Annotated in this window: 24 protein-coding genes; 14 read left to right on the top strand and 10 right to left on the bottom strand. The window is 59.2% G+C overall.

Annotation, left to right across the window (positions count from 1 at the left end; all coding sequences use genetic code 11):
* Window positions 1-317 precede the first annotated feature (317 nt).
* The 4 genes from WFP06_RS03695 to WFP06_RS03680 all read right to left on the bottom strand — a co-directional run bounded on the left by WFP06_RS03695 (window position 318) and on the right by WFP06_RS03680 (window position 2,867).
* Window positions 318-1,085 carry a Gldg family protein gene (locus tag WFP06_RS03695; RefSeq protein WP_336985896.1) on the bottom strand — a complete coding sequence of 256 codons (768 nt, stop codon included), beginning with the start codon at window positions 1,083-1,085 and terminating at the stop codon, window positions 318-320.
* Window positions 1,069-1,443, bottom strand: a complete 375-nt coding sequence (locus WFP06_RS03690; RefSeq protein WP_336985895.1) for a hypothetical protein — start codon at window positions 1,441-1,443, stop codon at window positions 1,069-1,071. The genes WFP06_RS03695 and WFP06_RS03690 overlap by 17 nt, the downstream gene beginning before the upstream one ends.
* 30 nt (window positions 1,444-1,473) lie before the next feature.
* Complete coding sequence (locus WFP06_RS03685; protein WP_336985894.1) at window positions 1,474-2,487, bottom strand: cysteine synthase A; 1,014 nt, start codon at window positions 2,485-2,487, stop codon at window positions 1,474-1,476.
* Window positions 2,488-2,549: 62 nt separating this feature from the next.
* On the bottom strand, window positions 2,550-2,867 hold the full coding sequence (locus WFP06_RS03680; RefSeq protein ID WP_336985893.1) for a 2Fe-2S iron-sulfur cluster-binding family protein: 318 nt from the start codon (window positions 2,865-2,867) through the stop codon (window positions 2,550-2,552).
* Between the two features lie 105 nt (window positions 2,868-2,972).
* On the opposite strand from WFP06_RS03680, the gene WFP06_RS03675 reads away from it, so the two are divergent.
* From WFP06_RS03675 to WFP06_RS03665, 3 genes are all read left to right on the top strand, one after another.
* Window positions 2,973-3,590 (top strand): DNA-3-methyladenine glycosylase family protein, encoded by a 618-nt coding sequence (locus tag WFP06_RS03675; protein ID WP_336985892.1) that lies wholly within the window; start codon window positions 2,973-2,975, stop codon window positions 3,588-3,590.
* An 84-nt stretch (window positions 3,591-3,674) separates the two neighbouring features.
* A complete protein-coding gene (locus WFP06_RS03670) occupies window positions 3,675-5,756 on the top strand; it encodes an alpha/beta hydrolase family protein (protein WP_336985891.1) in 2,082 nt (693 codons plus the stop codon).
* A gap of 82 nt (window positions 5,757-5,838) precedes the next feature.
* Window positions 5,839-6,645, top strand: coding sequence for an SDR family oxidoreductase (locus WFP06_RS03665; protein ID WP_336985890.1), 807 nt, complete (start codon window positions 5,839-5,841; stop codon window positions 6,643-6,645).
* Between the two features lie 5 nt (window positions 6,646-6,650).
* Here WFP06_RS03665 and WFP06_RS03660 read toward each other — a convergent pair whose 3' ends face one another.
* A complete protein-coding gene (locus WFP06_RS03660) occupies window positions 6,651-6,941 on the bottom strand; it encodes a 4a-hydroxytetrahydrobiopterin dehydratase (protein ID WP_336985889.1) in 291 nt (96 codons plus the stop codon).
* 47 nt (window positions 6,942-6,988) lie between these two features.
* On the opposite strand from WFP06_RS03660, the gene ccmA reads away from it, so the two are divergent.
* Both ccmA and WFP06_RS03650 read left to right on the top strand, forming a co-directional pair.
* The gene (ccmA, locus tag WFP06_RS03655) at window positions 6,989-7,564 is read left to right on the top strand and encodes a heme ABC exporter ATP-binding protein CcmA (protein WP_336985888.1); all 576 of its coding nucleotides are present in this window, start codon (window positions 6,989-6,991) and stop codon (window positions 7,562-7,564) included.
* Window positions 7,561-8,223, top strand: coding sequence for a heme exporter protein CcmB (locus WFP06_RS03650; RefSeq protein ID WP_336985887.1), 663 nt, complete (start codon window positions 7,561-7,563; stop codon window positions 8,221-8,223). The genes ccmA and WFP06_RS03650 overlap by 4 nt, the downstream gene beginning before the upstream one ends.
* Here the strand turns inward: WFP06_RS03650 and map are convergent.
* A complete protein-coding gene (gene map / locus WFP06_RS03645) occupies window positions 8,220-9,047 on the bottom strand; it encodes a type I methionyl aminopeptidase (RefSeq protein ID WP_336985886.1) in 828 nt (275 codons plus the stop codon). The genes WFP06_RS03650 and map overlap by 4 nt on opposite strands.
* Before the next feature lie 107 nt (window positions 9,048-9,154).
* Here map and WFP06_RS03640 point away from each other — a divergent pair, with 107 nt between their 5' ends.
* The 9 genes from WFP06_RS03640 to WFP06_RS03600 all read left to right on the top strand — a co-directional run bounded on the left by WFP06_RS03640 (window position 9,155) and on the right by WFP06_RS03600 (window position 16,807).
* The gene (locus WFP06_RS03640; protein WP_336985885.1) at window positions 9,155-10,543 is read left to right on the top strand and encodes a leucyl aminopeptidase family protein; all 1,389 of its coding nucleotides are present in this window, start codon (window positions 9,155-9,157) and stop codon (window positions 10,541-10,543) included.
* 78 nt (window positions 10,544-10,621) lie between these two features.
* Window positions 10,622-10,969: a hypothetical protein gene (locus WFP06_RS03635; RefSeq protein WP_336985884.1), complete on the top strand. Its 348-nt coding sequence runs from the start codon at window positions 10,622-10,624 to the stop codon at window positions 10,967-10,969.
* A complete protein-coding gene (gene argC / locus WFP06_RS03630; protein WP_336985883.1) occupies window positions 10,966-11,895 on the top strand; it encodes an N-acetyl-gamma-glutamyl-phosphate reductase in 930 nt (309 codons plus the stop codon). Before WFP06_RS03635 ends, argC begins: the two co-directional genes overlap by 4 nt.
* 225 nt (window positions 11,896-12,120) lie before the next feature.
* Window positions 12,121-12,459 (top strand): P-II family nitrogen regulator, encoded by a 339-nt coding sequence (locus WFP06_RS03625; protein WP_336985882.1) that lies wholly within the window; start codon window positions 12,121-12,123, stop codon window positions 12,457-12,459.
* 56 nt (window positions 12,460-12,515) lie between these two features.
* The gene (gene glnA / locus WFP06_RS03620; RefSeq protein ID WP_336985881.1) at window positions 12,516-13,925 is read left to right on the top strand and encodes a type I glutamate--ammonia ligase; all 1,410 of its coding nucleotides are present in this window, start codon (window positions 12,516-12,518) and stop codon (window positions 13,923-13,925) included.
* Between the two features lie 259 nt (window positions 13,926-14,184).
* Entirely contained in the window at window positions 14,185-14,535 is a 351-nt protein-coding gene (locus WFP06_RS03615) for a hypothetical protein (protein WP_336985880.1), read from the top strand.
* Window positions 14,532-15,146 (top strand): lysozyme, encoded by a 615-nt coding sequence (locus WFP06_RS03610; RefSeq protein WP_336985879.1) that lies wholly within the window; start codon window positions 14,532-14,534, stop codon window positions 15,144-15,146. The genes WFP06_RS03615 and WFP06_RS03610 overlap by 4 nt, the downstream gene beginning before the upstream one ends.
* Before the next feature lie 73 nt (window positions 15,147-15,219).
* Window positions 15,220-16,209, top strand: coding sequence for a hypothetical protein (locus WFP06_RS03605; protein WP_336985878.1), 990 nt, complete (start codon window positions 15,220-15,222; stop codon window positions 16,207-16,209).
* Window positions 16,210-16,237: 28 nt separating this feature from the next.
* Window positions 16,238-16,807, top strand: coding sequence for a fasciclin domain-containing protein (locus WFP06_RS03600; RefSeq protein WP_336985877.1), 570 nt, complete (start codon window positions 16,238-16,240; stop codon window positions 16,805-16,807).
* Here the strand turns inward: WFP06_RS03600 and WFP06_RS03595 are convergent.
* The 4 genes from WFP06_RS03595 to WFP06_RS03580 form a co-directional block, all read right to left on the bottom strand.
* A complete protein-coding gene (locus WFP06_RS03595; RefSeq protein WP_336985876.1) occupies window positions 16,804-21,003 on the bottom strand; it encodes a translocation/assembly module TamB domain-containing protein in 4,200 nt (1,399 codons plus the stop codon). The two genes, WFP06_RS03600 and WFP06_RS03595, sit on opposite strands and share 4 nt — an antisense overlap.
* Window positions 21,003-23,117, bottom strand: a complete 2,115-nt coding sequence (locus tag WFP06_RS03590) for an autotransporter assembly complex protein TamA (RefSeq protein ID WP_336985875.1) — start codon at window positions 23,115-23,117, stop codon at window positions 21,003-21,005. The genes WFP06_RS03595 and WFP06_RS03590 overlap by 1 nt, the downstream gene beginning before the upstream one ends.
* A gap of 37 nt (window positions 23,118-23,154) precedes the next feature.
* A complete protein-coding gene (locus tag WFP06_RS03585; RefSeq protein WP_336985874.1) occupies window positions 23,155-24,009 on the bottom strand; it encodes an arginyltransferase in 855 nt (284 codons plus the stop codon).
* A 165-nt stretch (window positions 24,010-24,174) separates the two neighbouring features.
* On the bottom strand, window positions 24,175-25,419 hold the full coding sequence (locus tag WFP06_RS03580; RefSeq protein WP_336985873.1) for a threonine ammonia-lyase: 1,245 nt from the start codon (window positions 25,417-25,419) through the stop codon (window positions 24,175-24,177).
* Between the last annotated feature and the right edge of the window lie 59 nt (window positions 25,420-25,478).

Here is a 25,478-nt window from a genome sequence, read left to right as displayed (position 1 = left end):
GCAAACATGACTTCCGCGCGACCGGAAGCGGACACCCGCAACCGGCTCGCCCCGACAAAATCGAAGCGCAGCACAGAAAACCTGTTCAATGGATAGGGTATTAACCTTCAGGGGGCTTGTTTGGAAGGGAAAAGTGCGGGAAATTGCGGGTAACTTCGGTAACTATATAAATTTACTCAATTTCTTTCTCGCGCATTCGGCGTATATCTCCTGAATCTGGCTTTGACAGCCTGCCGCGCCATACTGAAATCATGGGATTTAATCGCTGGCAAGTATCAGGTTGCGGACCCTTTCCCGCGTATTCCCGTATATTTGCCTCAAAGCGAGTCGAACGCTTTTTCGACAAGTTTTTCCAGCGCGACAGCGCGCAGGCGGTTCTCGTCCTGACCATGCACCTCGAGCACCGCAGCGTCTGCGAGAATGACTGCACGGCCATCACCGATGCGGCACTCGGCCAGAACATTATCTGCGGACAAAGCGCACTGCGACGGCGCATCCTGCGACACGGCTGAGAGCGCAAAACTGCCGGCAAGGTTGAGCGGAACCGCGATGCCATCAATCGGCGAGTTTCGCTCGCCTTCCTGTTCGCTGTCATCGAATTGCAGCTCCAGCCCCCACCGGCGCAAGATGGGTGATAACATCACGACATCCTGTGCCCTCCGGCGGTCGCCGATCGAAAAACGCGAGTGGCGCGTCAGCATGGGGTCCGCAAAAATCAGCACTTTCCCGCCGCGGCGCACCCAATTGTCCAACGCGACATTCTCCGCCGCCGACAGCGCTCTGGGCTGCGCCAGAATGAGATGGCCAAACTGCTGCAACGAGCCGGAATCCTCGCCCTCTGCAATCAGCGCATCGAGCGGCACCAGATCAAATTCTTTGGCCAAACTCGTTTTCGCCCAGTGCGGCTCCTCGGCGGGTGCGAGCATATCGTCGATTGAGGCGACCTCGCCCCAATAGATCGGCAAGGTAGAGAACAGCCCGAGATTGCGGCGCTCATGGGGACCGGCGCACGCCGTCAATGCAGCGACGCCGACCAGAATTGCGCACAGTCCCGTTACGCCCGATATGCTAGTCCGGGACAACATTCTTGCCCTGTTCGGGCAGGACTGGCCCCTGTGTGTCGGGTGTCTCGCCGGATTCGACCAGCGGTAAATCCGGCACTACGCCGGCATCGACAAGCGGATCGCTTTTCGGAGATTCTATCGCACTGGGCGCCATAGTCGCACTCGCTTCGGGCACGCGAGCGGCCTCGCTTTCGGATGCCCGGTCATTGATTATGCTGGCGAGCCCGACAAGCAGGACCATGGTTGCCAAACCGACCAGCCCGACTTGCAAGCGTTGCACCGTCTGCGCACGCGTACCGCCCAGGGTAGCCGAGGCGGCCACAGGATTGACAGGTTCGCTATCCTGACCGGATCGCTTGATATCAAAGATGTCAGACATGCTCCAAAGCTAATCGATAGTGCGGGCTAGTCAATCGTTGGCGGTTTCCAGCCATTCGAAAACGGGCAAGCCCTTCGCCTTCAGCCATTGCGCATTATATAGCGAGGATAGATATCTGAACCCTGTATCGCAAAGAATGGTCGCGACGCGCGGCTGCTGGTAACCTTGGCTTATCAGCTGTTTGCCTAGCGCGACCGCGCCCGCGACATTGATGCCGGACGACAAGCCAAGACATAGCCCTTCCTCGCGAAGCAGCCGCGCGACCCATTCAAGGCCTTCCTCATCGGAAATCCGGAACTGGGTATCGATTGGCGCGCCTTCCAGATTGGCGGTGATCCGGCCCTGGCCGATGCCTTCCGCCACCGAATTTCCCTCGCTGGCCAGTTCACCGCAGGCGTAATAGGAATAGAGCGCTGCGCCGTGCGGGTCGGTCAGGGCAATCTGGACCTTTTCGTCTTTCTCTTTCAGACCCATGCCCACACCTGCAATCGTTCCGCCGGTTCCGGCGGCACAGGTAAAGCCGTCAATTCGCCCGTCCATCTGCTCCCACAGTTCTGCTGCGGTGCCTTCTATGTGGGCCTTGCGGTTGGCTGTGTTGTCAAACTGGTTTGCCCAGATCGCCCCTTCCGTTTCATCCGCCAGACGGCGGGATGTGTGGACGAAATGGCCCGGATTGGAAAACGGCGCAGCTGGCACCAGCACCAACTCCGCGCCCAGCGCGCGAAGCGTATCCATTTTCTCGCGGCTTTGTGTCTCGGGCATCACGATGATCGTCTTGTAGCCCAGGGCATTGGCGACAAGCGCAAGGCCAATCCCGGTGTTGCCGGCCGTGCCTTCGACAATCGTGCCGCCCGGTTTCAGCATTCCCTGCTCTTCCGCGTCGCGCACGATATACAGCGCAGCGCGGTCTTTCACCGATGCGCCGGGATTGGCAAATTCGCACTTTCCGAAAATATCGCAGCCGGCTGCCTCGCTCGGGCCATTCAGCCGCACGAGCGGCGTGTTGCCGATCAGATCGAGAGTATTGGCAGTCAAAGTGTTCATAGTGCGCGAAATAGGACCCGGCCGCGATTATCGCAACGCAATTGGCCTATCACGCCGACAATTCAGTCTTCCGGCGCAATCGTCACCTTCAAACCGTCAAGTTCTGCCGTGAAAGGAACCTGGCAACCCAGCCGCGAGGTGGCGCCGCGGTGGTCGCTGCTTTCCAGCAGATCGTCTTCGTCTTCCGTCATCGCGGGCAGTTTGTCGGAGAAAGCCGGATCAATCAGAACATGGCACGTGGCGCAGGAACAGCAGCCGCCGCACAGCGCCAGCAATTCGTCGAAGCCGTTGTCGCGGATTGCTTCCATCACGGTCAGACCGTCTTCGACCTCGACTTCGGTTTCGACACCTTCGCGGTTGGTGACGACTAATCTGGGCATGGTGCGCAATTCCTTTTGGTCGGCCCTATCGGCCTGTTCGGCGGGCTGTTAAGCACTGCGTTCCGGGTTTGGCAAGGCAGACATTTTGCCGGGAGAAAGACATTTATGGCGCTGAGCAAGCAGCAAATCCGCGACGGGCTGGATGCTGTCGTCAAAATCGAGCCGAAGTTCGCCGCGGTGATCGAGCGGGTCGGTTATCCCGAACCGCGCATCCGCCCGACCGGCTATCGCACCTTGCTGCGCACCATCGTGGGGCAACAGGTCAGCGTAGCCTCGGCAGCATCGGTCTGGAACAAGCTGGAAGGTCTGCTGGGCGAAGATATACCGCCGCAGGACTTGCTGGATGCAGATTTCGACGCCCTGCGCGGCTGCGGCCTGTCGCGCCAGAAGCAAGGTTATGCCCGGTCATTATGCGAACTGGTGGTCGATGACGAATTGGACATCGACAACTTGCCGCAAAGTGATGAGGACGCGGTCCAACAACTTACGCGGATCAAGGGCATCGGCCGGTGGTCTGCCGAAATCTATCTGCTGTTTGCAGAAGGGCGCGCGGATATCTGGCCAGCCGGCGATCTGGCGGTGCAGGCTGCTCTGCATACGATGCTGGGCCTGCCTGAACGTCCGTCCGAGAACGAGGCCCGCACGCTGGCGCAGGCGTGGTCGCCGCACCGCGGTTCGGTCGCCATCCTGACCTGGCACGCTTATGACAATCCTGCGCTTTGACAAAGTGCCCTGATGTCATAATCTTGCCATCTCATAACGATATGTGTATTGCGCTGATAACACAGCCATAGGGGAGGATGAATTATGCCAGTTTCCGCAAAAATCTTTCGCTCTGTTGCGCTTGCTGCACTTGCAGCAGGTCTGACCGCAGGGTGTTCAACATATTCGACAAACGAAGGTGCCATGACAGCAAGCAATAACGTGACTTCAACGCCCGCGGCACAAGCGGCACTTATCCCGCGTGAAGTCCTTTTCGGTAACCCCACCCGATCTTCCGGAAAGCTCAGCCCCGATGGCAAATGGGTAAGCTGGCTGGCCCCGCAGGACGATGTGATGAATGTCTGGCTTGCGCCGGCTGACGACCTTGGTTCGGCCAAGGTTATGACAGACGCAACCGACCGGCCGATCCGGCAGTATTTCTGGTCCGGCGATTCCAAAAACCTGCTTTATGTCCAGGACAAGGGCGGCGACGAGAACTTCCTGCTTTACGGCATCGATATTGCCAGCGGCGAGGAGCGCACGCTTACGCCGTTCGAAAATACGCGGGTGCAGGTTGTCGGAACGTCAATTGCCTATCCCGATAAAATGCTGGTTGGCGTAAACAACCGTGATCCGCGCCTGCACGATGTCCATCTGCTCGACCTGACAACGGGACAGCTGAAACTTGTAATGCAGAATGATGGTTTCGCCGGATTTCTCGCCGACGATCTGTTAAACCTGAGGATGGCGCTGAAGCCCAATCCGGCCGGCGGCATGGATTTCTACAAAATTACCGATGGTGTCGTTGCCGACGAGGCTTCGGAAAGCACGGGTCTGGCAGATTCGCTGACCACCCAGCCCGCCGGATTTACCAGTGACGGCAAAACCATGTACTGGATCGACAGCCGCGGCCGGAACACGGCCGCGCTGATTGCCGAAGATGTTGCAACCGGCAAGAAAACCGTTCTGGCTCAAAGCGACAAGGCCGATATCGGCGGCGCCATGTCCGATCCGGTGACCGGCGAAATCGAAGCCACCAGCATCACCTATTTGCGCACCGAATGGACCGCGACCGATCCCGAGGTGAAAGCGTCGCTCGATTGGCTCGACAGCAAGTTCGAAGGCGACTTTGGCGTATCGTCACGCACCAAGGCCGACGACAAATGGGTGGTCTGGAACGATCCGCTCACCACCCCGGGCAAGGTCTATCTTTATGACCGCAAGGCCCGCACGCTGAGCGATTTTTACATGACGCGGCCTGATCTGGAGGGTGCCCCGCTCCAGCCGATGTACGGGCTTGAAATCAAGAGCCGGGACGGCCTGACCCTGCCCAGCTATCTGACGCTTCCGCCGGGCAGCGACAGCAATGCCGACGGCGTGCCCGATGCGCCGGTGCCGATGGTTCTGCTGGTCCACGGCGGCCCATGGGCACGCGATGGATATGGCTTTAACCCATATCACCAATGGCTCGCCAATCGCGGTTATGCCGTCATGAGTGTGAACTTCCGCGGCTCGACAGGTTTTGGCAAGGAGTTCATCTCTGCCGGTGACCTCGAATGGGGCAAAAAGATGCACGACGATCTGATCGATGCGGTGAATTATGCCGTGGCATCGGGTGTGACCATGGATGACAAGGTCGCGATTATGGGCGGGTCTTATGGCGGATATGCCACGCTGGCTGGCCTGACCTTCACGCCCGAAGAATTTGCCTGCGGTGTGGATATCGTCGGCCCGTCCAACCTCGAGACATTGCTCGCGACGATCCCGCCATATTGGGAGCCGATGATCGCGCAATTCCACGAACGGATGGGTAATCCCAATACGCCTGAAGGCCTTGCGATGCTGAAGGAGCGCAGCCCGCTTAACAGCGCCGACAAGATCACCAAACCGCTGCTGATCGGTCAGGGTGCCAACGATCCCCGCGTCAACCAGGCAGAGAGCGACCAGATTGTCGAAGCCATGAAAGCCAAGGGCATTCCGGTGACTTACGTGCTTTATCCCGACGAAGGGCATGGCTTTGCCAAACCGGCCAATAACATCGCCTTTAACGCTGTGACCGAAAACTTTCTCGCAACCTGTCTTGGCGGACGTGCGGAACCGATTGGCAACACGGTCAAGAATTCGACCGCACAGATCATCGAGGGCGCGGACTTCGTGCAGGGACTTCGCGAAGCGACCGGAGGCTGAATTCTCAGGCAAACTCAGCTACTGACATCAAGGCCGCGCGCAGCTAGTCCTGCGCGCGGCTTTTCTTTTGGATCGGAATATCATGACGGACCGCAAGGCAATTTTCATCACTGGCGGCGGCTCCGGCATCGGCCGCGCAATTGCCCGGTATTTCGGCGAACGCGGCTGGTTCATCGGGCTGGGTGATATTGACGCGGCCGGCATGAAGGAAACCGAAGGCCTGCTGCCCGGCGGATACCATTATTCGCACAAATTCGACGTCCGCGACCGCGCCGCATGGGAAAAGGCACTGGACGCTTTCTCGACCGCAGCTGGCGGCCGGATCGATGTGATGGCGAATAACGCCGGAATTCCCATCGGCGGGCCACTCGCCGAAAACTCACCCGAGGAAATCGAGCGCTGCCTCGACATAAATCTGAAAGGCGTGATGTTTGGCGCGCAAGCGGTCTATCCGCACCTTCGAAAGACCGCACCGGGATCGTGCCTGCTCAACACCGCCAGCGCCGCTGGTATCTATGGTTCGCCGGGCGGTTCAGTATATTGCGCGACGAAATTCGGTGTTCGCGCGGTTACGGAATCGCTTGATGCGGAATGGCTGGCCGACGGCATCAAGGTGCGTTCGCTGATGCCCAGTTTCATCGACACACCGCTGCTGGATCTCTCGATCAACGCGCATACCAACAGCGGCGTGCGCGAGCGGGTGAAGGCAAGCGGTCTGGAAATAACCCCGGTCGCCGAAGTGGCCGAAGCGGCCTGGAATGCAGTTCACGGCGATAAGTTGCATACACCTGTCGGCAAGACTGCAAAAAGCCTGGCCTTTGCGGCACGCTGGATGCCCGGGCGGCTGCGCAAGCAAATTCGCAGCACGCAGGGCCCGCTTGACGATTGACCGCGTTAAAGCAGCGCCTCGATTGATTTGACCATCGCCGCGTCGCGCGCCGACAGGCCGCCCGCATCATGCGTGGTCAGCGTAATGTCCACACGGTTATAGACGTTGAACCATTCGGGATGGTGATCCTGGCTTTCAGCCAGAAGCGCGACGCGGGTCATGAAGGCAAAGGCTTCGCTGAAATCGGAAAATTCAAACTTGCGCTCGATAGCCACAGCATCGCCGCGCAGGGTCCAGCCGGGATATTCTGCCAGCATCGCGTCACGCTCGGCATCACTCAGCTTTTCGATAGACATTGCGCTCTCCTTGTTAGCCGCCACGCTTTCGCCTAACCGCTTGCGCCATGCAAGCCTGCACTCTCACCGCCAGCAAAATCGCCTGCCGCCGCGGCGACCGGTTGCTGTTTGCGGGCGTGGATCTTGCGCTGGTGGGCGGCCATGCGCTGCATATCGCGGGCCCCAACGGGATCGGCAAATCCAGCCTGATCCGTATTCTTGGCGGATTGCTACGCCCCTATGAGGGGGCGGTTCAGCGTGCCGGCGGGACCGCATTGCTCGACGATCATGCCGCGCTTGACGAATATCGCACGCTTGGCGGGGCGCTGGCCTTTTGGAACAAGGTGGATGGAAGTCCCGCAGATAGCGCAACGTTTGGGCTGGGCGAATTGATGGACGTGCCCGTCCGCTTCCTGTCCACCGGCCAGCGAAAGCGCGCCGCGATTGCGCGGATGGCTGCACAGCGGGCACCTGTCTGGTTGCTCGACGAACCGCTCAACGGCCTCGACACGGATGCGGTCGCGATCGTCGAAAGACTTGTGGCCGATCACTGCATGGCGGGCGGTATTGCCGTGATCGCTTCGCACCAGCCGTTTGCGCTCGAGAATATGCAGCGGCTGGACCTGACCGGATTTGCATCATGACCGGCGCGCTGTGGCAAATATTCAAACGCGATGTTGCCGTGCTGATGCCGGGCGGCAAGCGCGGGGGCAGCGTGCTGCCGGTGCTGTTCTTTCTGGCCGTGGCGATGCTTTACCCCTTCGCTGTCGGGCCGGAGCCGGCGCTGCTTGCCCGCACGGGCGGCGGCACCGCATGGATTGCCGCGCTGCTCGCCGCGCTGCTGCCGCTTGACCGTCTGGTTGCGCCGGATCTTGAAAACGGGGTGTTCGACCAGTTTTTCCTGCGCGGAATTTCCGACGAGGCGGCAATGGCATCGCGGCTGTTTGCCCATTGGCTCGGCTTTGGCCCGCCGCTGATCCTGGCAGCGTTTCCGGCCGCAGCCTTGCTCGGGCTTAATGGGCCGACCCTGCATTTTCTGCTGCTGGGATTGCTGGCCGGCACACCCGGCCTTGCTGCAATCGGATTGGTGATTGCGGCGCTTACGGCCAGTTTCCGCGCCAGTACGGCGCTGGCCGGGATGATGGTCATCCCGCTCGCCGTGCCGATCCTGGTGTTCGGCGCGGGCAGTCTCGAAACCGCAAATTACAGCGGCATCGCACTGGCCGGCGCGTTCAGTCTGTTGCTGATGGCTATCGCCCCGTTTGCCGCAGGTGCGGCGATCAGGGCAGCGCGCGAAGGTTAGTCGAACCCGGGCCGGTGCAGACCCTTTTCGCTCAGCGTGAAAATCTCGTTGCCCGTTTCGGTGATACCGATCGAATGTTCGAACTGTGCACTGAGCGATTTGTCACGCGTCACCGCGGTCCAGCCGTCGCGCAAAAGTTTCACATGCGGCTTGCCGGTGTTGATCATGGGTTCGATGGTGAAGAACATACCCGGGCGCAGTTCGGGGCCGGTTCCGGCGCGGGCGGCGTGAACAACCTCGGGCGCATCGTGGAACAAGCGGCCCAGGCCGTGGCCGCAAAATTCGCGCACCACACCGTAACGGAAACTTTCGGCATATTCCTGGATCGCCGCGCCGACATCGCCCAGCCGTGCACCGGGCTGCGCTTTCTCGATACCCAGCATCAGGCATTTGTGCGTGACTTCGACCAGCCGCCTTGCCTTCAACGATACATCGCCCACCAGATACATCCGGCTGGTATCACCGTGCCAGCCATCCAGCAGCGGCGTGACATCGATGTTCACGATATCGCCGTCTTTGAGTTGCTTGTCCGACGGAATGCCGTGGCAGATCACATGGTTGATCGAAATACAGCAACTGTGCGTGTAACCACGGTACCCCAGCGTTGCGGGAACCGCGCCGCCATCCAGCATCATCTGGCGCACGATGTCGTCGATCGCGGCGGTCGAAACGCCCGGTTTCACAACATCGACAAGGTGGTCGAGAATGCTGGCGGCAAGTTTGCCCGCCCTGCGCATTCCGTCAAACCCTTCGGCCCCGTGCAATTTGATCGTGCCGTCGCGCAGCACTGTCTCGCCGTCTGTGACTGTCTGATAATCCATCATGCCCCGGCATGTAGCGATGATTGTGCGAAAATGCGAGACAGGACTGCATCGCCGGTAAATTCACTTTGCCCCTCGCGCAACCGGCTCGTCTGGGGCAAAGGGCCCTGATGAGTAAAAAACACGCAATGATCGAACCAGACCGCGGCCAGGATGCGGTATCCATCCACTTGATCGACAAGGAGGGATTTGCTGCATGGGCCAAAACCCTGTCGTCCGGTCAGCGCGCCGCGCTCGATGCACAAAGGTTTGACGGATCAGGCTATCAGACCGCCATCGTTCCCGACGGGGATGGCTGGTTTGCCGTTGGCGGCGTCGCCAATCCGGCGGAGTTATCCAGCTGGTGCCTGGCAAAACTTGGCGAAGTTCTGCCCGCCGGGACATACCGCCTTGCCTCGGGCGAACCCGGCCCGGCAAAACTGGGCTGGCAAACCGCACAATACAGGTTCGACCGCTACCTCAGCGAAGATGACACGGTCGGACCGCGAATATTGCTGACCAAAGAAGCGAAATCCGTCGAACCGGCCATTGCCGAAGCAGCCGCAGTCGCAAAGGTCCGCGACCTTGTGAACACCCCAGCCGAAGACATGGGTCCTGCTGCGCTCGAGGCGGAAGCGGAAGCGCTCGCAAAGACTTACCGGGCGGAACTGACCGTCACCAAAGGCGATGCGCTGGAGCAGGAATATCCGATGGTCCACGCGGTTGGCCGTGCGGCCAGCCGCCATCACGCGCCGCGAATGCTGCGCCTGGAATGGGGTGATGAAAAACATCCCAAGCTGGCGATTGTCGGCAAGGGTGTGTGTTTCGATTCGGGCGGTCTCGATGTCAAATCGGCTGCCGGAATGAAACTGATGAAGAAAGATATGGGCGGTGCCGCACACGCGCTCGCACTGGCCGGACTGGTCATGGGTGCAGGCCTGAAGGTGCGGCTCCATCTGCTGGTGCCTGCTGTCGAAAACGCCATTTCATCAAACGCATTCCGCCCCGGTGATGTGCTGAAAAGCCGCCAGGGTATCACCGTGGAAATCGGTAACACCGATGCAGAAGGCCGCTTGATTTTGGGTGATGCGCTCACCCGCGCGAGCGAGGACAAGCCCGATCTCATGATCGATTTTGCAACCTTGACCGGTGCAGCGCGCGTTGCGCTGGGGCCCGATCTGGTGGCGATGATGTGCCGCAACGACGATACGGCGCGGGCATTTGTCGATGCCGGCCTCGCCACTGATGATGACGTGTGGCGGCTGCCGCTGCCGGAAAGTTACCGTGAATATCTCAAATCCGACATTGCCGATACCAACAATGCACAGTCCAATCCCTATGCGGGGGCCAGCGTTGCAGGCCTGTTTCTGGACCGGTTTGTCGGCGAAGGTATTGATTGGACGCATTTCGATACGTTCGCCTGGCGGCCTTTTGCAAAACCTGGCCGGCCAACCGGCGGCGAAGCATTGGGCCTGCGTGCCGCGTGGCATATGTTGCAATCGCGTTACGGTGACGCCTAAAGCGCATTTGCGCGTAACGTGCTGCCAACTTTTACCCGCTACAGGTGGCCCGCAGATCAATGGGGAAAACAGCTTTTCGTGACTGACAACACTTCTTACGACGCGCCAAAAGGCCCGCTGGTGTTGTCTGGCCCGCAGTCACGCCCTGTGCCCGGCACGCTCGCCATTCGCGGCGACCTTGCGCATATCGGGCTCGCGGGACGATATTTCGTACCCCACTATGCCGTCCCTCAGCCCCGTGTCATTGCTGAAGGCGGTGCACTATTGCAAATCAAGCCGGACACGGGCAGCCCCGTGGTTACACAATTGGCAGCGGGCACCATCTTCGAATTGCTCGACATAGAAGGCAGCTGGGGATGGGGCGCGTTGGGCGCCGAAGGTCCGTCAGGCTGGGTCAGGCTGGAGCAGCTCGGCGATTTCGAGTGACGTTCAGCATCTTCATTGACGGCGGTGCTGGCACGACCGGTCTCGAAATTGCAGACAGGCTGTCGCAGCGCGGCGAATTTGAGTTGATCACGCTTTCCCAGGCTGACCGCAAAAACACCAATGCACGGCGATCGGCATTGAACGATGCTGATGTCGCAATTCTGTGCCTGCCGGATGACGCTGCGATCGAGGCTGTCGGTCTGATAGCCAATCCCGCCACCCGCATCATCGACGCATCCACCGCGCACCGGACACATGACGGTTGGACATACGGATTTCCCGAAATTATCGGCCGAGATGTCGTCGCCGCGGCAAAGCGGGTCAGCAATCCGGGCTGCTATCCGACGGGTTTTCTCGCGTTGGTCGCACCACTGGTCAAGGCCGGAATGCTGCCGGCTGACCGGACCTATGCGATCAGCGCGGTTTCGGGATATTCTGGCGGCGGCAAGGCCCTGATCGAACGGTTTGCACAGGACCGCGCGATTGGCTGGCGCGGCTACGGCCTGACGCTAGACCACAAACATCTTGGCGAAATGAAGGTCCACGCAGGGTTGACGCAATGTCCGATTTTCATGCCTGCCGTCATTCGTGCCCACCGCGGGATGGTCGTGCAAATACCCGTCGCGCTGGATGAAACCACCGCCGATGCCGGTGCAATGCGGAGCGCGCTTGCGCAGTTTTACATGGGATCACGCGTCATCACCGTGGGTGATGCGCCCGATGACGGCGAAATCCTGCTTTGCGAAGAAACCGGTGCGTGGGACGGGATGCGTCTGCACGTGCTGGGCAGCGCGGATGGCAGACAAGCGGTGCTGGTCGCGGTGCTGGACAATTTGGGCAAGGGTGCGAGCGGGGCCGCAGTCCAGTCGCTAAATCTGATGCTGGGGCTTGACGAGACAGCAGGTCTCACGCTTACTGCCCAATAATCGGGCAGGATGCTGCCTAACGATAGGGCAGCCGCAAGTTCGGCCGACGCCGATTGATTGTGGCTAGCGGCAGTTTATGGCGAAATTGCTAGTTTCCGCCAGCTTGGCACGAGACTTGAATACTATTTGCCGTAGGCAAAAATGAAACGCCGGATCTAAGTCAGACAGCGCACCGGCGCGTCGGGCGCAATAGGTCCGGCCGTGTGTGTGAGGGGCCAGTCAAACGTGAAAAAAATCGAAGCCATCATCAAGCCATTCAAACTGGATGAAGTGAAGGAATCGCTTCACGAAATTGGCGTTTCGGGCATCACCGTTACCGAAGCCAAGGGGTTTGGCCGCCAGAAGGGGCACACGGAACTGTATCGCGGGGCGGAATATGTCGTGGACTTCCTGCCCAAGGTAAAACTCGAAGTCGTTGTACAGGAAGGCATCGCGGAACGTGTGGTCGAAGCGATCGCCGCCGCCGCGCAAACCGGACGCATCGGCGACGGCAAGATTTTCGTGACCAACATCGAAAGCGCCATGCGTATCCGTACCGGTGAGAAAAACGACGACGCTATCTAGTCCATGCCTGCACGGGCAATTGTTCAATCCACTTACATCCAAGGGATATTACCGACATGTCGAATGCAAAAGACCTAATCAAACGCATCAAGGACGAAGAAATCGAATGGGTCGATCTTCGTTTCACCGACCCGAAAGGTAAATGGCAGCACCTGACCATGGTGGCCAATATCATGGGCGAAGACGAATTCGAAGATGGTCTGATGTTCGACGGATCGTCCATCGCCGGTTGGAAAACGATCAACGAATCCGACATGATCCTCAAGCCTGATCTCGATGCGGTGTATGTCGATCCCTTCAGCGCCACGCCGATGCTGATCATTTGCTGTGACATTGTCGAACCATCGACGGGTGAACTCTACAGCCGCGATCCGCGCTCGACCGCAAAACGCGCAGAAGAATTTCTCAAGTCGGTTGGTGTCGGCGATACGATCTATGTCGGCCCGGAAGCCGAGTTTTTCATGTTTGACGATGTGCGCTTCGAAGATGGTTACGCCGCATCAGGCTACCGGATCGACGATATCGAGCTGCCGACCAACACGGGCCGGGAATATGAGGGCGGAAATCTGGCTCACCGCCCTCGCGCAAAAGGCGGTTACTTCCCGGTTGCACCGGTTGACAGTGCGGTCGATATTCGCGGCGAAATGGTCGCCACCATGATCGAAATGGGTCTGCCTTGCGACAAGCATCACCACGAAGTGGCCGCAGCGCAGCACGAACTGGGTCTGACGTTCGGAACGCTTGTGGAAACGGCCGACCGGATGCAGGTTTACAAATACGTCGTCCATCAGGTTGCCCACGCTTACGGCAAGACCGCGACGTTCATGCCCAAGCCGATCAAGGACGATAATGGCAGCGGTATGCACACGCACATGTCGATCTGGGAAAACGGCAAGCCGACCTTCGCCGGAAACGGTTATGCCGGACTGTCCGACAATTGCCTGTATTATATCGGCGGGGTCATCAAACACGCCAAGGCGCTGAACGCTTTCACCAATCCGACCACCAACAGCTACAAACGTCTGGTCCCCGGTTTCGAAGCGCCCGTATTGCTGGCTTATTCGGCCCGCAACCGCTCTGCTTCATGCCGTATCCCGTACGGGGCAGGCGATAAATCCAAACGCGTCGAATTCCGTTTCCCTGACGCAATGGCCAACCCGTATCTGTGTTATGCCGCGCTGCTGATGGCCGGCCTCGACGGGATCAAGAACAAGATCCATCCGGGCGAAGCGATGGACAAAAACCTTTATGATCTGCCGCCGGCCGAACTTGCCGATGTGCCGACCGTATGTGGTTCGCTGCGTGAAGCACTCGAAGCTCTCGAAGACGATCACGAATTCCTGCTGCAGGGCAACGTGTTCTCCAAGGAACAGATCGATGCCTATGCCGAATTGAAATGGGAAGAAGTGTTGCGTGTCGATACGACACCATCGGCTGCCGAGTTCGATATGTATTACAGCGCTTGATTGTGCATGGCGGCCTGATTACGGTCCGCTGATCACCGAGGGGGGCGTCCGGAGCGATCCGGGCGCCCCCTTTTCCGTGGTTTGGCAGCGATTTTTTCGAACCGGTCCCGGCTTGTTCGCGCCTTCTGGACGCTCCAGGATCCTGCCCGCCGATCAGAAACTATTTTCCTACACGGTCTTTTGCTGTCTAGTTGCATCACCTCGAATCCAACCCGAGGTGACTGATGAAAAATCCTGAATTATCCAGTGGGGTGCGGCGATGAACAACGCTTCTTCCGGCCTGCTCGGCGAATTTACCGCAAAATACAAGGACGCGCTTATCGTGACCGGAGTGGTCATAGCTGCGCTGACCAGCAGCGGCAATCTGGCACTGAATGCCGACATTCCGACCGAGCGCAACAATACCGCGATCCGAAACTCTCTGGCCGATATCGAACAGCGGCTATCCGCCATCGAATTCAACGTTGACGGACTGGCGAAATGGCAGTTGGCCAAGGACGAAGAAATGGAAGGACGCAGATATTTCATGTCCTGTGCCGTCCAGCAAATCCAGGAAAACCGGCGCGCCGCCAATGCAGAGCGCGCCTGCGATTTGCAGGTGCCGCGATGAGCTTTCAGCCGCGTAAAGCGGTGTTCGAAGTTATCCGCCAGATGCTTGGTCGGGGTTTCCACCAGAGCGAAGTCGAACGCCTCGATATGGCGCTGGATTGCGATGCGGGTGACGCTTCCCGCTGCGCGGCTGTCGCGGCGAATGAGGGCCGTGCTGTCAGCGCGCAAGGTATCGCCCTTATCAAACGGTTCGAAGGCTGCGCCAGCAAACGGGCTGACGGGTTGGTCGAGGCCTATCCCGATCCCGCCAGCGGCGCCGAACCATGGACAATCGGCTGGGGCGCTACCGGACGCGAAATTGGCCCTGAAACCGTCTGGACGCAGGAAGAATGCGACGCCCGTCTTGCGGCGGACCTGAAAAAATACGCTCGCGAGGTTACACAGGCGATCGGCAGCACGCCGACATCGCAGGCGCAGTTCGATGCCCTGGTATCCTTTCATTACAATACGGGGGCCATTGCCCGCGCAACGCTGACGCGCAGGCATTTGACACAGGATTATGATGGTGCAGCCGCGCAATTTGCCCGCTGGAACAGGGCATCGGGCCAAGTGCTGAAAGGCCTGGCACGAAGGCGCAGCGCGGAAGCCAGTCTTTACAAGTCACTGGTCTGAGGGGGAGAATATAGTCCAAAACCGCGGAACCATCGCCCACACTTCGCCGTTCGTAAGCAATAGGAGATTTGAAATGCGTCGTTTTATGACAAGCATCGCAGCGATCGCCGTTTTCGCTGCACCGGCTTTGGCCCAGAATGGCAACGGTAATGACAAAGGCAACTCTGGCGGCAAGGATCGCCCCGAACGAAGCGAAAAAGCTCGCGGCGGTGAAAAAGGGCCCGACAAGGCTGAAAAGCGCGGGAACAGCCAGAAACAGCAATCACGGGAGCAGGACGGCCAGAAGCAACGCGGCAATGAACGCTCCGTACGCAGCAACAGTGCCGGTTTTGAGCGCGCCGATGTTCGCGTTGACAAGTACGCTGATCGCGGCGCGAAGACCGGCAACGGCAAAATCAAGGACAAAATCAAAGACAAGGGTGAACGGTACGACCGGGATGATCTCAGGGTCGATATCCGCAGCGGCGACCGTTACGGCATCTTTGACACACGCAGGGACACGCGCGTTTTTGACGGGTGCCCGCCAGGACTGGCAAAGAAACAGAACGGCTGCACCCCGCCCGGCCTCGCCAAGAAGCGGTCTTTCTCACCGGATTTCTTTGGCTTCAACGAACGCCGCGATGGACGGTATTTCTATGACGACGGATTTCTGGTCCGGCTCGGCTCTGGCGGCGGCATAGGCGGGTTCATACCCCTGCTAGGCGGCGCGCTATCAATCGGTAATCAATGGCCTGATTATTATGCGCCGCAGCGTGTACCCGATTACTATGAAAATTATTTCGGTCTGGGCGACCGTAACAGCTATCGCTATGCCGATGATGTCATTTACCGGATCAATCCCGAGACTGCAGCGATAACATCCGTTGCCGCCCTTCTTACAGGTAACGAATTTGCAATCGGCCAGCCTGCACCGCGCGGCTATGACGCATATAATGTGCCGAGATCCTATCAGGACCGTTATCGTGATGGGCCGGAAGGCAACTACCGATACAGCGATGGCTATGTTTACCGAATTGATCCCGAAACGCGCCTTGTGGCGGCAGCCATTGAACTGTTGATCTAACCTTTTCGATATTTACGGAGAAAGCCCGATGACTTTCACGAAACGGCTGCTTGCAGCCTCTCTCGCCGCGGCCATAATCCCGCTATCCGCCTGTTCGTCAGAACCGGGCACGCAAGCAAACAGTGTCACGGACGATAACCTGGCAGGGCTATTATCCAGGGCAAGCGACATCACGCTGGTTGCGCGTACGCTGTCCGATACAGAACTGGCGCCCGTTTTTGACGGGGTGGGCAACTATACTATTTTCGCGCCGGAAGATGCCGCATTCGAAGGTATGGAGGGGGTGCAGGAGAACCTGTCGTCCGCCGAAAACCGGCCTGCTGTGGTGGCCATGCTTCGCGGTCATATCGTTCCGGGTTACATGACCTTGGAAACGATAAAAACTGCCTTGTCGGGCGATACCAAATCGATTGAAATGGCGACCATGGATGGCGGAATTCTGACATTCTCGCGCGATGGGGAGGATATTGTCGCCACCAGCGCGGATGGCAAATCAGCCCGCCTTTCGGGCACTTCGATGGAAGCCGCAAATGGTGTCGCTATCCCGATCGACGGATTGCTGAAGGATCTAGCCGTACTGGATGCGCCGGCCGCCTAATAATCCTTGCTGACTTCGAATTCCGCGCGCTCGCGGCCGATGGTCGATGCACTGGCCAATAGCGATAGCCAGCCGGTAATCCGGAATTCGAGTTCGGTAGCACTGTAACCGCGTCCATCGGTGATGATTTCAGCGTAGAACCTGCGCCCGAAATTTTTGCCCAGAGCAATGCCGGTTCCGCGGTCGAGCGCGGGATCGGCACCGACGATCCTGAGCCGGTCCAGCCCGATGGCTGTTCGCAGGCTGTTGATCGGGTCGATACCTGCACCGCCCTGTAACGATGCCAGAGCAGCCCCCAACTGGACCGCATCGGTTGCCGATAGCGATGTGATCGATCCGCCGAACAACAAACGCGCAAGAAGTTCTTCCTCCGGCAGCGACGGGACGGAACTGAACGCAATTTCGGGCGTCCGCGCGCTGCCGGTTACAGCCACCTGAACATCCAGTCCCGTTGGCTCGGAAACGGCAAGAATGTCGAGCCGGGGATCAACCGGCACGGTTTCGTCGAAATCGATGATGCCGCGGGTCAATTCAAACCGCGTGCCTGCAAAATTGTACGACCCGCGCACGACATTGGCTTCACCGCCGATGCGCGGGTCATCGGTGGTTCCGCGCAAGACGATGTTGGCGCCCCATTCACTGTCCAAACCCAAACCATCGACATCAATACGGCCGGGTCCCCTGGCGTCGATCAGATAACGCCATGGCTGCCGGGCAGTGCTGCGGCTCTGGACATCCAGCGGCGTATTGACCTCGCGTGTTCTGATATTGGGCAGTTTGGTGGTTTCTTCCGCTGTACCCAGCTTCCAGGCGGCCTGGTTTATCCTGACCCGCCCTGCAATCGTTCCCCCGATGCCATTCGAGACAATGCGTAACGGGCCGCTGATCGTGGCGCTGATGCCCTTTCCGTCCAGCAGCCGGGCATTGCTTGCTGCTGCCCGCAAATCGATTTTCGGGCCGCGCGGCCCCAGTCCGGCCAGATCGACTGTCCCGCTTCCGCTGACCTTCCCGCCATTGGGGGCTTGGCCGGAAAAGCCGGTCAGCCGCAGGACCGACCCGGCAAATGTTCCGCGTGCCCTGATTTTGGAGATATCGGTTCCCGACAGCGAACTTTGCAAGCGCAAATTGTTGCTCGCCAACGAACCGCGAACGCTTGGCGACCGTAATGTGCCGCGAATATCCGCCGCCACATTTACCGGCCCTGTCAGGTCAAAAGCACCGATCGCCGCCAGCCGCCAAAGCGCGTCGGCCGGCCCGGCATAACGCAACTGGGCAAACAGGTTTCCGGCATCAAGCCGGTCGATCAAGGCGCCGCCAGGCGCAAGTCCGGTAATGGTTGCTTGGAAACGCCCGAGCCGTTTGCCGCCCTCATTGATGACCGCGCGGGCTGCCAGGCGATCTGGCGCAAGCCGCGATACAAGTGACACATCAACCGGACGGGACGATAACACCAGTCCCGAACGGGTCAGGTTGGCGATCTGGACCCGCGCCTCGCCAACCGGGATACCGCTGGCGTTCGTGCGGAAATCGACAAGTCCGGACACCGTACCGCCCAGCCCCGCATCTGCGACCAGGATATCTGCCAGTGACAATGGCATATCCGCCAATTTCAGATTTAGTTCGCCAGCCCGGGTGCCGCCAAATCGTCCTTCGGCAATCGCGATACCGTCACCATAGGAAATCTGTGTCTGGCGCAGCAACCATCCGCCGTCATCCTGCCGCACCAGCACGGCCCTGCGCGGCATCACTACAGGCCGACCGGCGAAATCGCCTCTGGCTGCCACGGCAACCCGCTCCGGGGCGACATTGCCTTGCAATTGCAGATTGAAGCGACTGCCCCTGCGCCCCGCCAATGAGGCAGTAAAGTCGCCGCGCCCGTTTTGCAATTTCGTGCGTGCTGCCAGCCTGCCGATGAAGATTTTTCCGTAACTGACGCCCTGTGCAAACGCTTCGCCGTCAATCGTGCTGTTGCCACCGACCAGTAATCCCCGGGCCTGGATGCGTCCGCTGGCAATCGATAGCGGCGTATTGCCGCCAAAACTGGCGCGGCTGGCCAATAAACTGACGTCGAAAGCCTGACCGCCCGACTGCGGCGAGAAATCGATTGTTCCGTCCAGACCGCCGCCGGCCAGAGCAAGGGTCCCGCTGGCACCGGCATCACGCAGGGTCACATCGCCGGTAACGTCGGTCTTCCACACACTCAACCGCGCGATCGACACCCTTGTCGGACCATTTGCCGGCGCGAACAGCTTCAAATTGCCATCAAATGTACCGAGCAGGGAGTTGCCGCTTGTTTCGACCGCGAAACCGTTTTCAATGGGCGAAAGCGCCACCCGCACATCCACCAGCCCTGCTGCGGGCAACGGGCTGGCAAACACCAACACGGCGCGGGGTCCGTCGCGGGCCAATTCGCCTTCGACCGTAAAGCGGCCATAATCGATATGCTTGCCGTTACCTGCCACGGTGGTCGAACCTTTGGCAATGTGGCCATCGACGTTCAGCGAAAGCTTGCTGGCATCAACCCGCAGGTCGTTGAACGCCAGGCTTCGCCCGCCGCCCAGCGTAGTCCCGCCGCGGAAGGTTATATTATTGCCCGCAAGATTTGCCAGTGTCGCATTGGTTACCGTCGGCATCCGACCACTGAAATTGGCCCGCAATGTCCACGGGACGCCGGTGGCTACGCTGAAGCGTATTTTCGCGGCTGCGTTGACCGTACCCAAATCATCAAGCCGCAATCCCTTGACTGTAAGCGGGCCGGCCAAAGCATATGCGCCCCGTCCGATATCTCCGTTTAATGCCAGCGTCGCGTTTGCCGTAGGGAACCGGACTGCAAGATTATCCGACAACAGCCGTCCGCCAGTATAAACAATTCTGCCACCCAATGTACCGTTTGCAAGCAGCGGATCGGCAATCCCGTTGCCCGTCACCAGTTTCGCAATCCCGGTATTGAGCGGAATGGCCCAGCGGAGCCCGTCAAATGTTGCGGTCCCCTGCTGGGTAATGTCCGAAATCCGCCAGTTTCCGGCCACGAGATTCCCGATTGCCAATTGGTGAACAACTTTCAGATTGCGAAACTTTCCATCCAGAGTCCCGGAAAGACTGGTATTACCGAGCGTCAGGGCCGGCCCGAACGCTGCAGGATCGGTCAACACAGCCTTGAATGTGAAATCGCCGAATGCGTTGTTGGCAAGGTCTGCGGTGCCGGCACCTTTCAGCCGCATCGCCGCGCTGACCATCTCCAGATTTCCGTCAAGGACACTTTGTGCAAATGTGCCGTTGGCCGCGACGGAGATTGTTTCGCCCGCCAATTTACCGGCCACGCCTGACAGCGTTTTTCCAGGATAGGCCTGTCCGACAACCGAATATAACCCGCTGCGATTGGCAAGCGCGAGCGAAGCAAAGCGTTGCTTGCTACGGGTCACGAAAATGCCGCCGTCCCAACTGGTCCAGCTGCCATCCCCGAAAACCCGCGCGCGATATCCATCCGGTGTGCCGATCATTGTCGCCAGCGCACCGCCAGCCGGGGCCCGGTAATCAAGTTTCAGGTCAAACTTGTCGGCATCCGGTTCAGCATCGATCAGGGCAAAAAGGCGGTCCTGATCGCCCAGCCGGGCATTGGCCCTGGCATAAACCCGCCCGTCACGAATGTCGGTTTTGCCCGACAGGTTAAGCAGCTGGGCCTGTTTGCCGGCCACACCGGCAGCCAGTTTCAGATTACGGACTTCCAGCTTGTCGATCCGAATGTCGAAATCCGGCAGAACAGGGGCGTCGGGATCGCCCGGCTCGAGTTCGGGAAGCCGCAACAAGGTTCCGCGATGAGTAACAAGTTTTCGCACATCGAGCCCGCTGGTGAACCAGTTGAATGGCCGCCAGTCCAGTTCCACCCTCGGGATTGTCAGGAACGGTCCCTTCGGATCGGACAAAGTGACATCATGCAGCGTCGCGGCGCCGTACAAATCCCCGTCGATCCTGCCGATTGCAATACGCAGGCCCGAAGCGGGCGCCGCCTTGGCAATCTGGTCGGTGACGAAGCGTTGACCGATCGGGCTGTTCAATATTGCAAACGCGATACCGGCCAGCAAAACCAATCCGGTCAACACGCGTAGGACCCACTTGCCGGCCCGCCATTTTCTTCCGCCAACAACCTTTGCCGGTTCGCTCTGCTCCTTCGGGTCTACTGGCGGCAAGTCGGCCATCAGAAAGCCTGACCCAGCCCGACATACACCGCCACCGGACTATCGCCCGGCTCGGGATTGAGCGGCACGCCGACATCGATGCGGATCGGCCCGAACCCGGTGTGGTACCGCATCCCGACCCCCACCCCGACTTTCACCACGTCCAGATCGGGGAAGCTGCGCCGGCCAACCGAGCCGGCATCGATAAACGGCACGATCGATACGGCACCATCAAACAAGCCCGTGCGAATGCGCGCTTCGGCAGAAAGTTCAAACAGGCTGCGCCCGCCAGCCGGTTCACCGATTGTGTCCCGCGGCCCGATGGCCTGGTATCCGTAACCGCGAACAGAACCGCCGCCGCCCGCATATAGCCGCCTTGAAGGGGCGATGTTGTTGATATCCGTGCCGGGTATTGCAGCCAGCCGGAAGCGGGCTGCCAGGGTTTTGGAGCGGCCGATACTTTGATAGTAAGTGCCATCGATCTGACTGCGGAGATAAAAACTTTCGGTCCCGCCGGTGCGCGAAATTTCGGGCGAGACCCTTCCGCCCAACCTGAAGCCGGATGACGGGTCAAGCAGTTCATCCGATGTGTCGATCAGGGCCGAAAAGGGCAAAGCGAAAACGAAATAGGTGCTGCGGTCCTGCCGCACACCGCCAATGTCTTGCGGCCGTTCGCTCGACGCGACAGCTTCTGCCCCGATGCTCCAGCTCAGCGGTTTTTGAAACAACAGCGTGGAAGCCCGCCCGTAACTTACAACGGCTGCGGCCGTTCGGGCGTCGAAAGCATCGCTGTCGATTGTCGAGGCGTAAAGGTCTGCATTCAAAATCCGGTCGCGGCCGCCGAGGTTGTTGCGGCGGAAGGTAATCCCGGCGAGCTGTTCCCTCGTCCCCGCAATCCCGCGAAACTTCAGCGCGCCTTCGGGGGGGAAGAAGTTCCGGTGTTCCCAGCTCGCTTCCAGCCGGAACCCTTCTTCCGAACCGTAACCGATTGCGCCGGCAATCGTGCGCACCGGGGCGCGGGTAATTTCGGCATCGAGTGACACCACGCCGGGCTGGTCGCCGGTTGGCGGCGTGACTTCGCGCGGGGTGAGTGTAACCCCGGACACCAGGCCCGTCGCGGTTATCGCCCGGCGCAGATCGAGCGACAGACTACGCTTGAAGACATCGCCCCGTTCAAACCGCGCGATTGTGCCCAGATGCTGGCCTGACAGGAATTCGGGATCGCTGGAAATGACTTCACCGAACAGATATTTTCCGCCGGGCGCGACCTTCAGGGTCAGATCCCCCTCCAACCGGGCGTGGTCGATCAAAAGTTCAGGTTCTTCGATTGTCGCAAATGCGTAGCCGGTCTCCCCCAGCGCGAGATCCAGATCATACCGTTCGGTGACGATTGCATCACTGGACAAGGGATCGCCCGGCCGGATTTCGAACGCCTGCCGCAAGGCGGCATAGTCAGGTGCAAGGTCGAGATTGCCCAGATCGACCGCGCCGAACCGGTAACGCGCTCCGGGCAATATATCGAACCGAACCTCCGCTCTTCCGGCGGTCTGATTTTCGCCGGGCGCGGCTCCGCCAATCGTGCGGATGACCTGACTGTCGTAATAGCCGTATATCTGCAGCAAACGCTGCAGCAACGCCTGATCGCTGCGCGCCCTTGCCCCGAGCAGCGCCAGATTGGCATCGCCGCTCGAAAGTTCTTCGATGGCGGACAGAGAATTGAACCGTCCGACAAATTCATCCCTGATCGGGAATGCCTCGGTGGTGCCGGGAAATGCCAGCACAAGCTCGCTGGAAATGCGCGCCAGATCGGCCCCGGGCAAAGGTGCCAGCAGCTCACTTTCTATCGCTGCATATTCAACCTGCTCGTCCGGCTCCAGCGGAGCCAGCTGCGGCAGATCTATCTCGTCCGGCCATGGCAAAGCAATGTCGGGCAGTTCTGCCAGCGGCGATTCCGCTTCCAGTTCGTCCGGAATCTCGCTTTCCGCTTCGCCTGGTGCAGGTTGGCCGACCCCGTCATTTGCCCAGTCCTCCGGGTTTTCGACAGCGCTGTCCGGAATCAGATCTTCCAGACTAGCGGGCGCATCGATATCCTGTGCAAACGATTTTTCCGGCCACAATATTGCGGCCGCCGCCATCGCGGCGGTGAAGCGCAACGATGCTTTGAACGAAAGCTTAGTCGGCAAGCCTGTATTGCTGCTGCCCGCCGGGCACCCCGTCCTTGGCGCTACCGTCAGGCTGCGTGACCGATCTGGTACGCGGCGCAGTGGCGCGGGCGATAAGTGCGCCCTGCTCGTCTGCCGACATACGCTGCCAGCCGTCAGGGCCGAGCTTTTCAAGCGGGCGATAACGGACCTTGTATTGCATCCGGGCAGAGCCTTCGACCCAATATCCCAGATAGACATAGGACAGGTCCTGTTCTGCCGAACGGCGGAGATGGTCCAGAATAATGTAATTGCCTAAACCCGATCGTTCCGAATGTTCCGGGTCATAGAAACTGTAGATCATCGACAACCCGTCACCCTGCCGATCAGTCAGGCACGCACCGACAAGCCGGCCAGGCACTTCCCCATCAGAAGGTTCTCTATATTCGATCACATAACTGGATACCGGCGTATGTTCCACCATATCCGCAAAATCAATTTCATCCATCGACGTCATGCCGCCGCCGGGATGGCGCACGCCAAGATATTTCTGCAGCAGTTCGAATTGTTCATCGGTTGCCCAGGGGCGGCATTCGGTTGTGATAAGATCCATGTTCCGGCGCATATTCTTGCGCTGGGTGGCAGAAGGCATGAATTCCTTCGCAGCCACGCGCACGGAAATACAGGCCTGACAGCCAATACAGCTGGGGCGATACGCGACGGTCTGGCTACGCCGGAAGCCGATCCGGCCCAATGCATCATTGAGCGCATCGGCGTGCGGGCCCTTCAGTTCGGTGAAGACTTTCCGTTCCTCCCGTTCAGGGAGATACGGACAAGGCGCCGGACTCGTCACAAAAAACCTAGGAAAGCGTACTGGGGCCGTCACGGCTGGGGCAAAATCCTTGTTCGGGGCAGCAAATTCATGCCGACCAGGCTGTTATCAAGCGATTATGCATTGCCGAGCGGGTTGGTGAAAGGCCTTTAACCACAATACATGCTTAAGCAGGCCTTACTTTGCACAGTTGAACCGGCGTCCGGTGGCCGGCAGTAACTAGTTCAATTCGACCAGACTTACCTTATAATTGTTTTCTCTCAATGCCTTGACCAGTTGATTTAGCTGATCTGCATCGCGCGCTTCACATTCTATATCGGTGATCAAACCTTTCGCGGGCAGAGTCGTAAAAATTCGTTGATGATAAATTTCAACGATATTCACGTCATGCGCATCAAACTCCTTCATCACTTTGAACAAGGCACCCGGCCGATCCTGAAGCGTGATACGCAAGCGGGCGAGTCGCCCGGAACGGGCCAGATCGCGCAGCAATACGTTGGCCAGCAGACGGGCATCGATATTCCCGCCGCACAGGACAATGCCCAGTTTCTTGCCAGTGAATTTCCCCGGATTGGCCAGAACCGCCGCCAGCCCGGCCGCACCGGCGCCTTCGACTACGGTTTTCTCGATCTGCAGCAGCAGTGATACCGCCTTTTCCAGCGCGGGTTCGTCCACCAGCACGATTTCATCCACCAGTCGCTCGATCACTTCGGAAGTGAATGTGCCCGGCTCCTTCACCGCGATGCCTTCGGCCAACGTATCGCCGCCGCATGGCAGATCTTCACCGTTCAGCCGTGAATACATCGACGGAAACAGTCTGGCCTCGACCCCGACCAGCCCGATTTCCGGGTCGATACCTCTGGCAGCCGTGCCGCAGCCCGACATCAGCCCCCCGCCGCCAATCGGGATAACCAGCGTGTCCAGCCCGGGAACATCTTCCAGCATCTCGAGCGCGACGGTTCCCGCGCCGGCCGCCACGTCGGGATCATCGAAGGGATGCACAAAGGTCAGCGACAGTTCTTTTTCAAGTTTGCGGGCATGGGCATAGGCATCGTCGAAAGTCTCGCCTTCCAGCACGACTTTGCCGCCGACGCTTTCGGTCTGCATAATTTTTACGCTGGGCGTGGTGCGCGGCATTACGATGGTGACGGGTACGCCCAGCCGGGTTCCGTGATAGCTTAGCCCTTGGGCGTGGTTTCCCGCCGATGCGGCAATAACGCCGCGTTCACGCTTGTCCTTGTCCATCATGGTGAGCGCGTTGAGAGCGCCGCGCTCTTTATAAGCTGCTGTAAACTGCAAATTTTCGAACTTGAGCCAGATTTCCGCGCCGGTTATCGAGGACAGTGTCTGGCTGTGCAGTGTTGGAGTGCGGACGACCGCCCCTTTGATCCGCTCGGCCGCGGCCCGGACATGTTCGATGGTCAACGCCTCTTGGGCGGACAGGCCGGTATTTTCTTCATTCATAGGTCAGCCGGTAAAGCAACGGCTGGATGATGTGAAACTAAATTGCCGGCTGGCGGCTT

The sequence above is a fragment of the Altererythrobacter aquiaggeris genome (genome assembly GCF_037154015.1).
GTDB classification, from domain to species: Bacteria; Pseudomonadota; Alphaproteobacteria; order Sphingomonadales; family Sphingomonadaceae; genus Aestuarierythrobacter; species Aestuarierythrobacter aquiaggeris.
The sequence above is the reverse complement of the archived record's forward strand: the minus strand, read 5'-3'. Positions and strand labels throughout refer to the sequence as shown.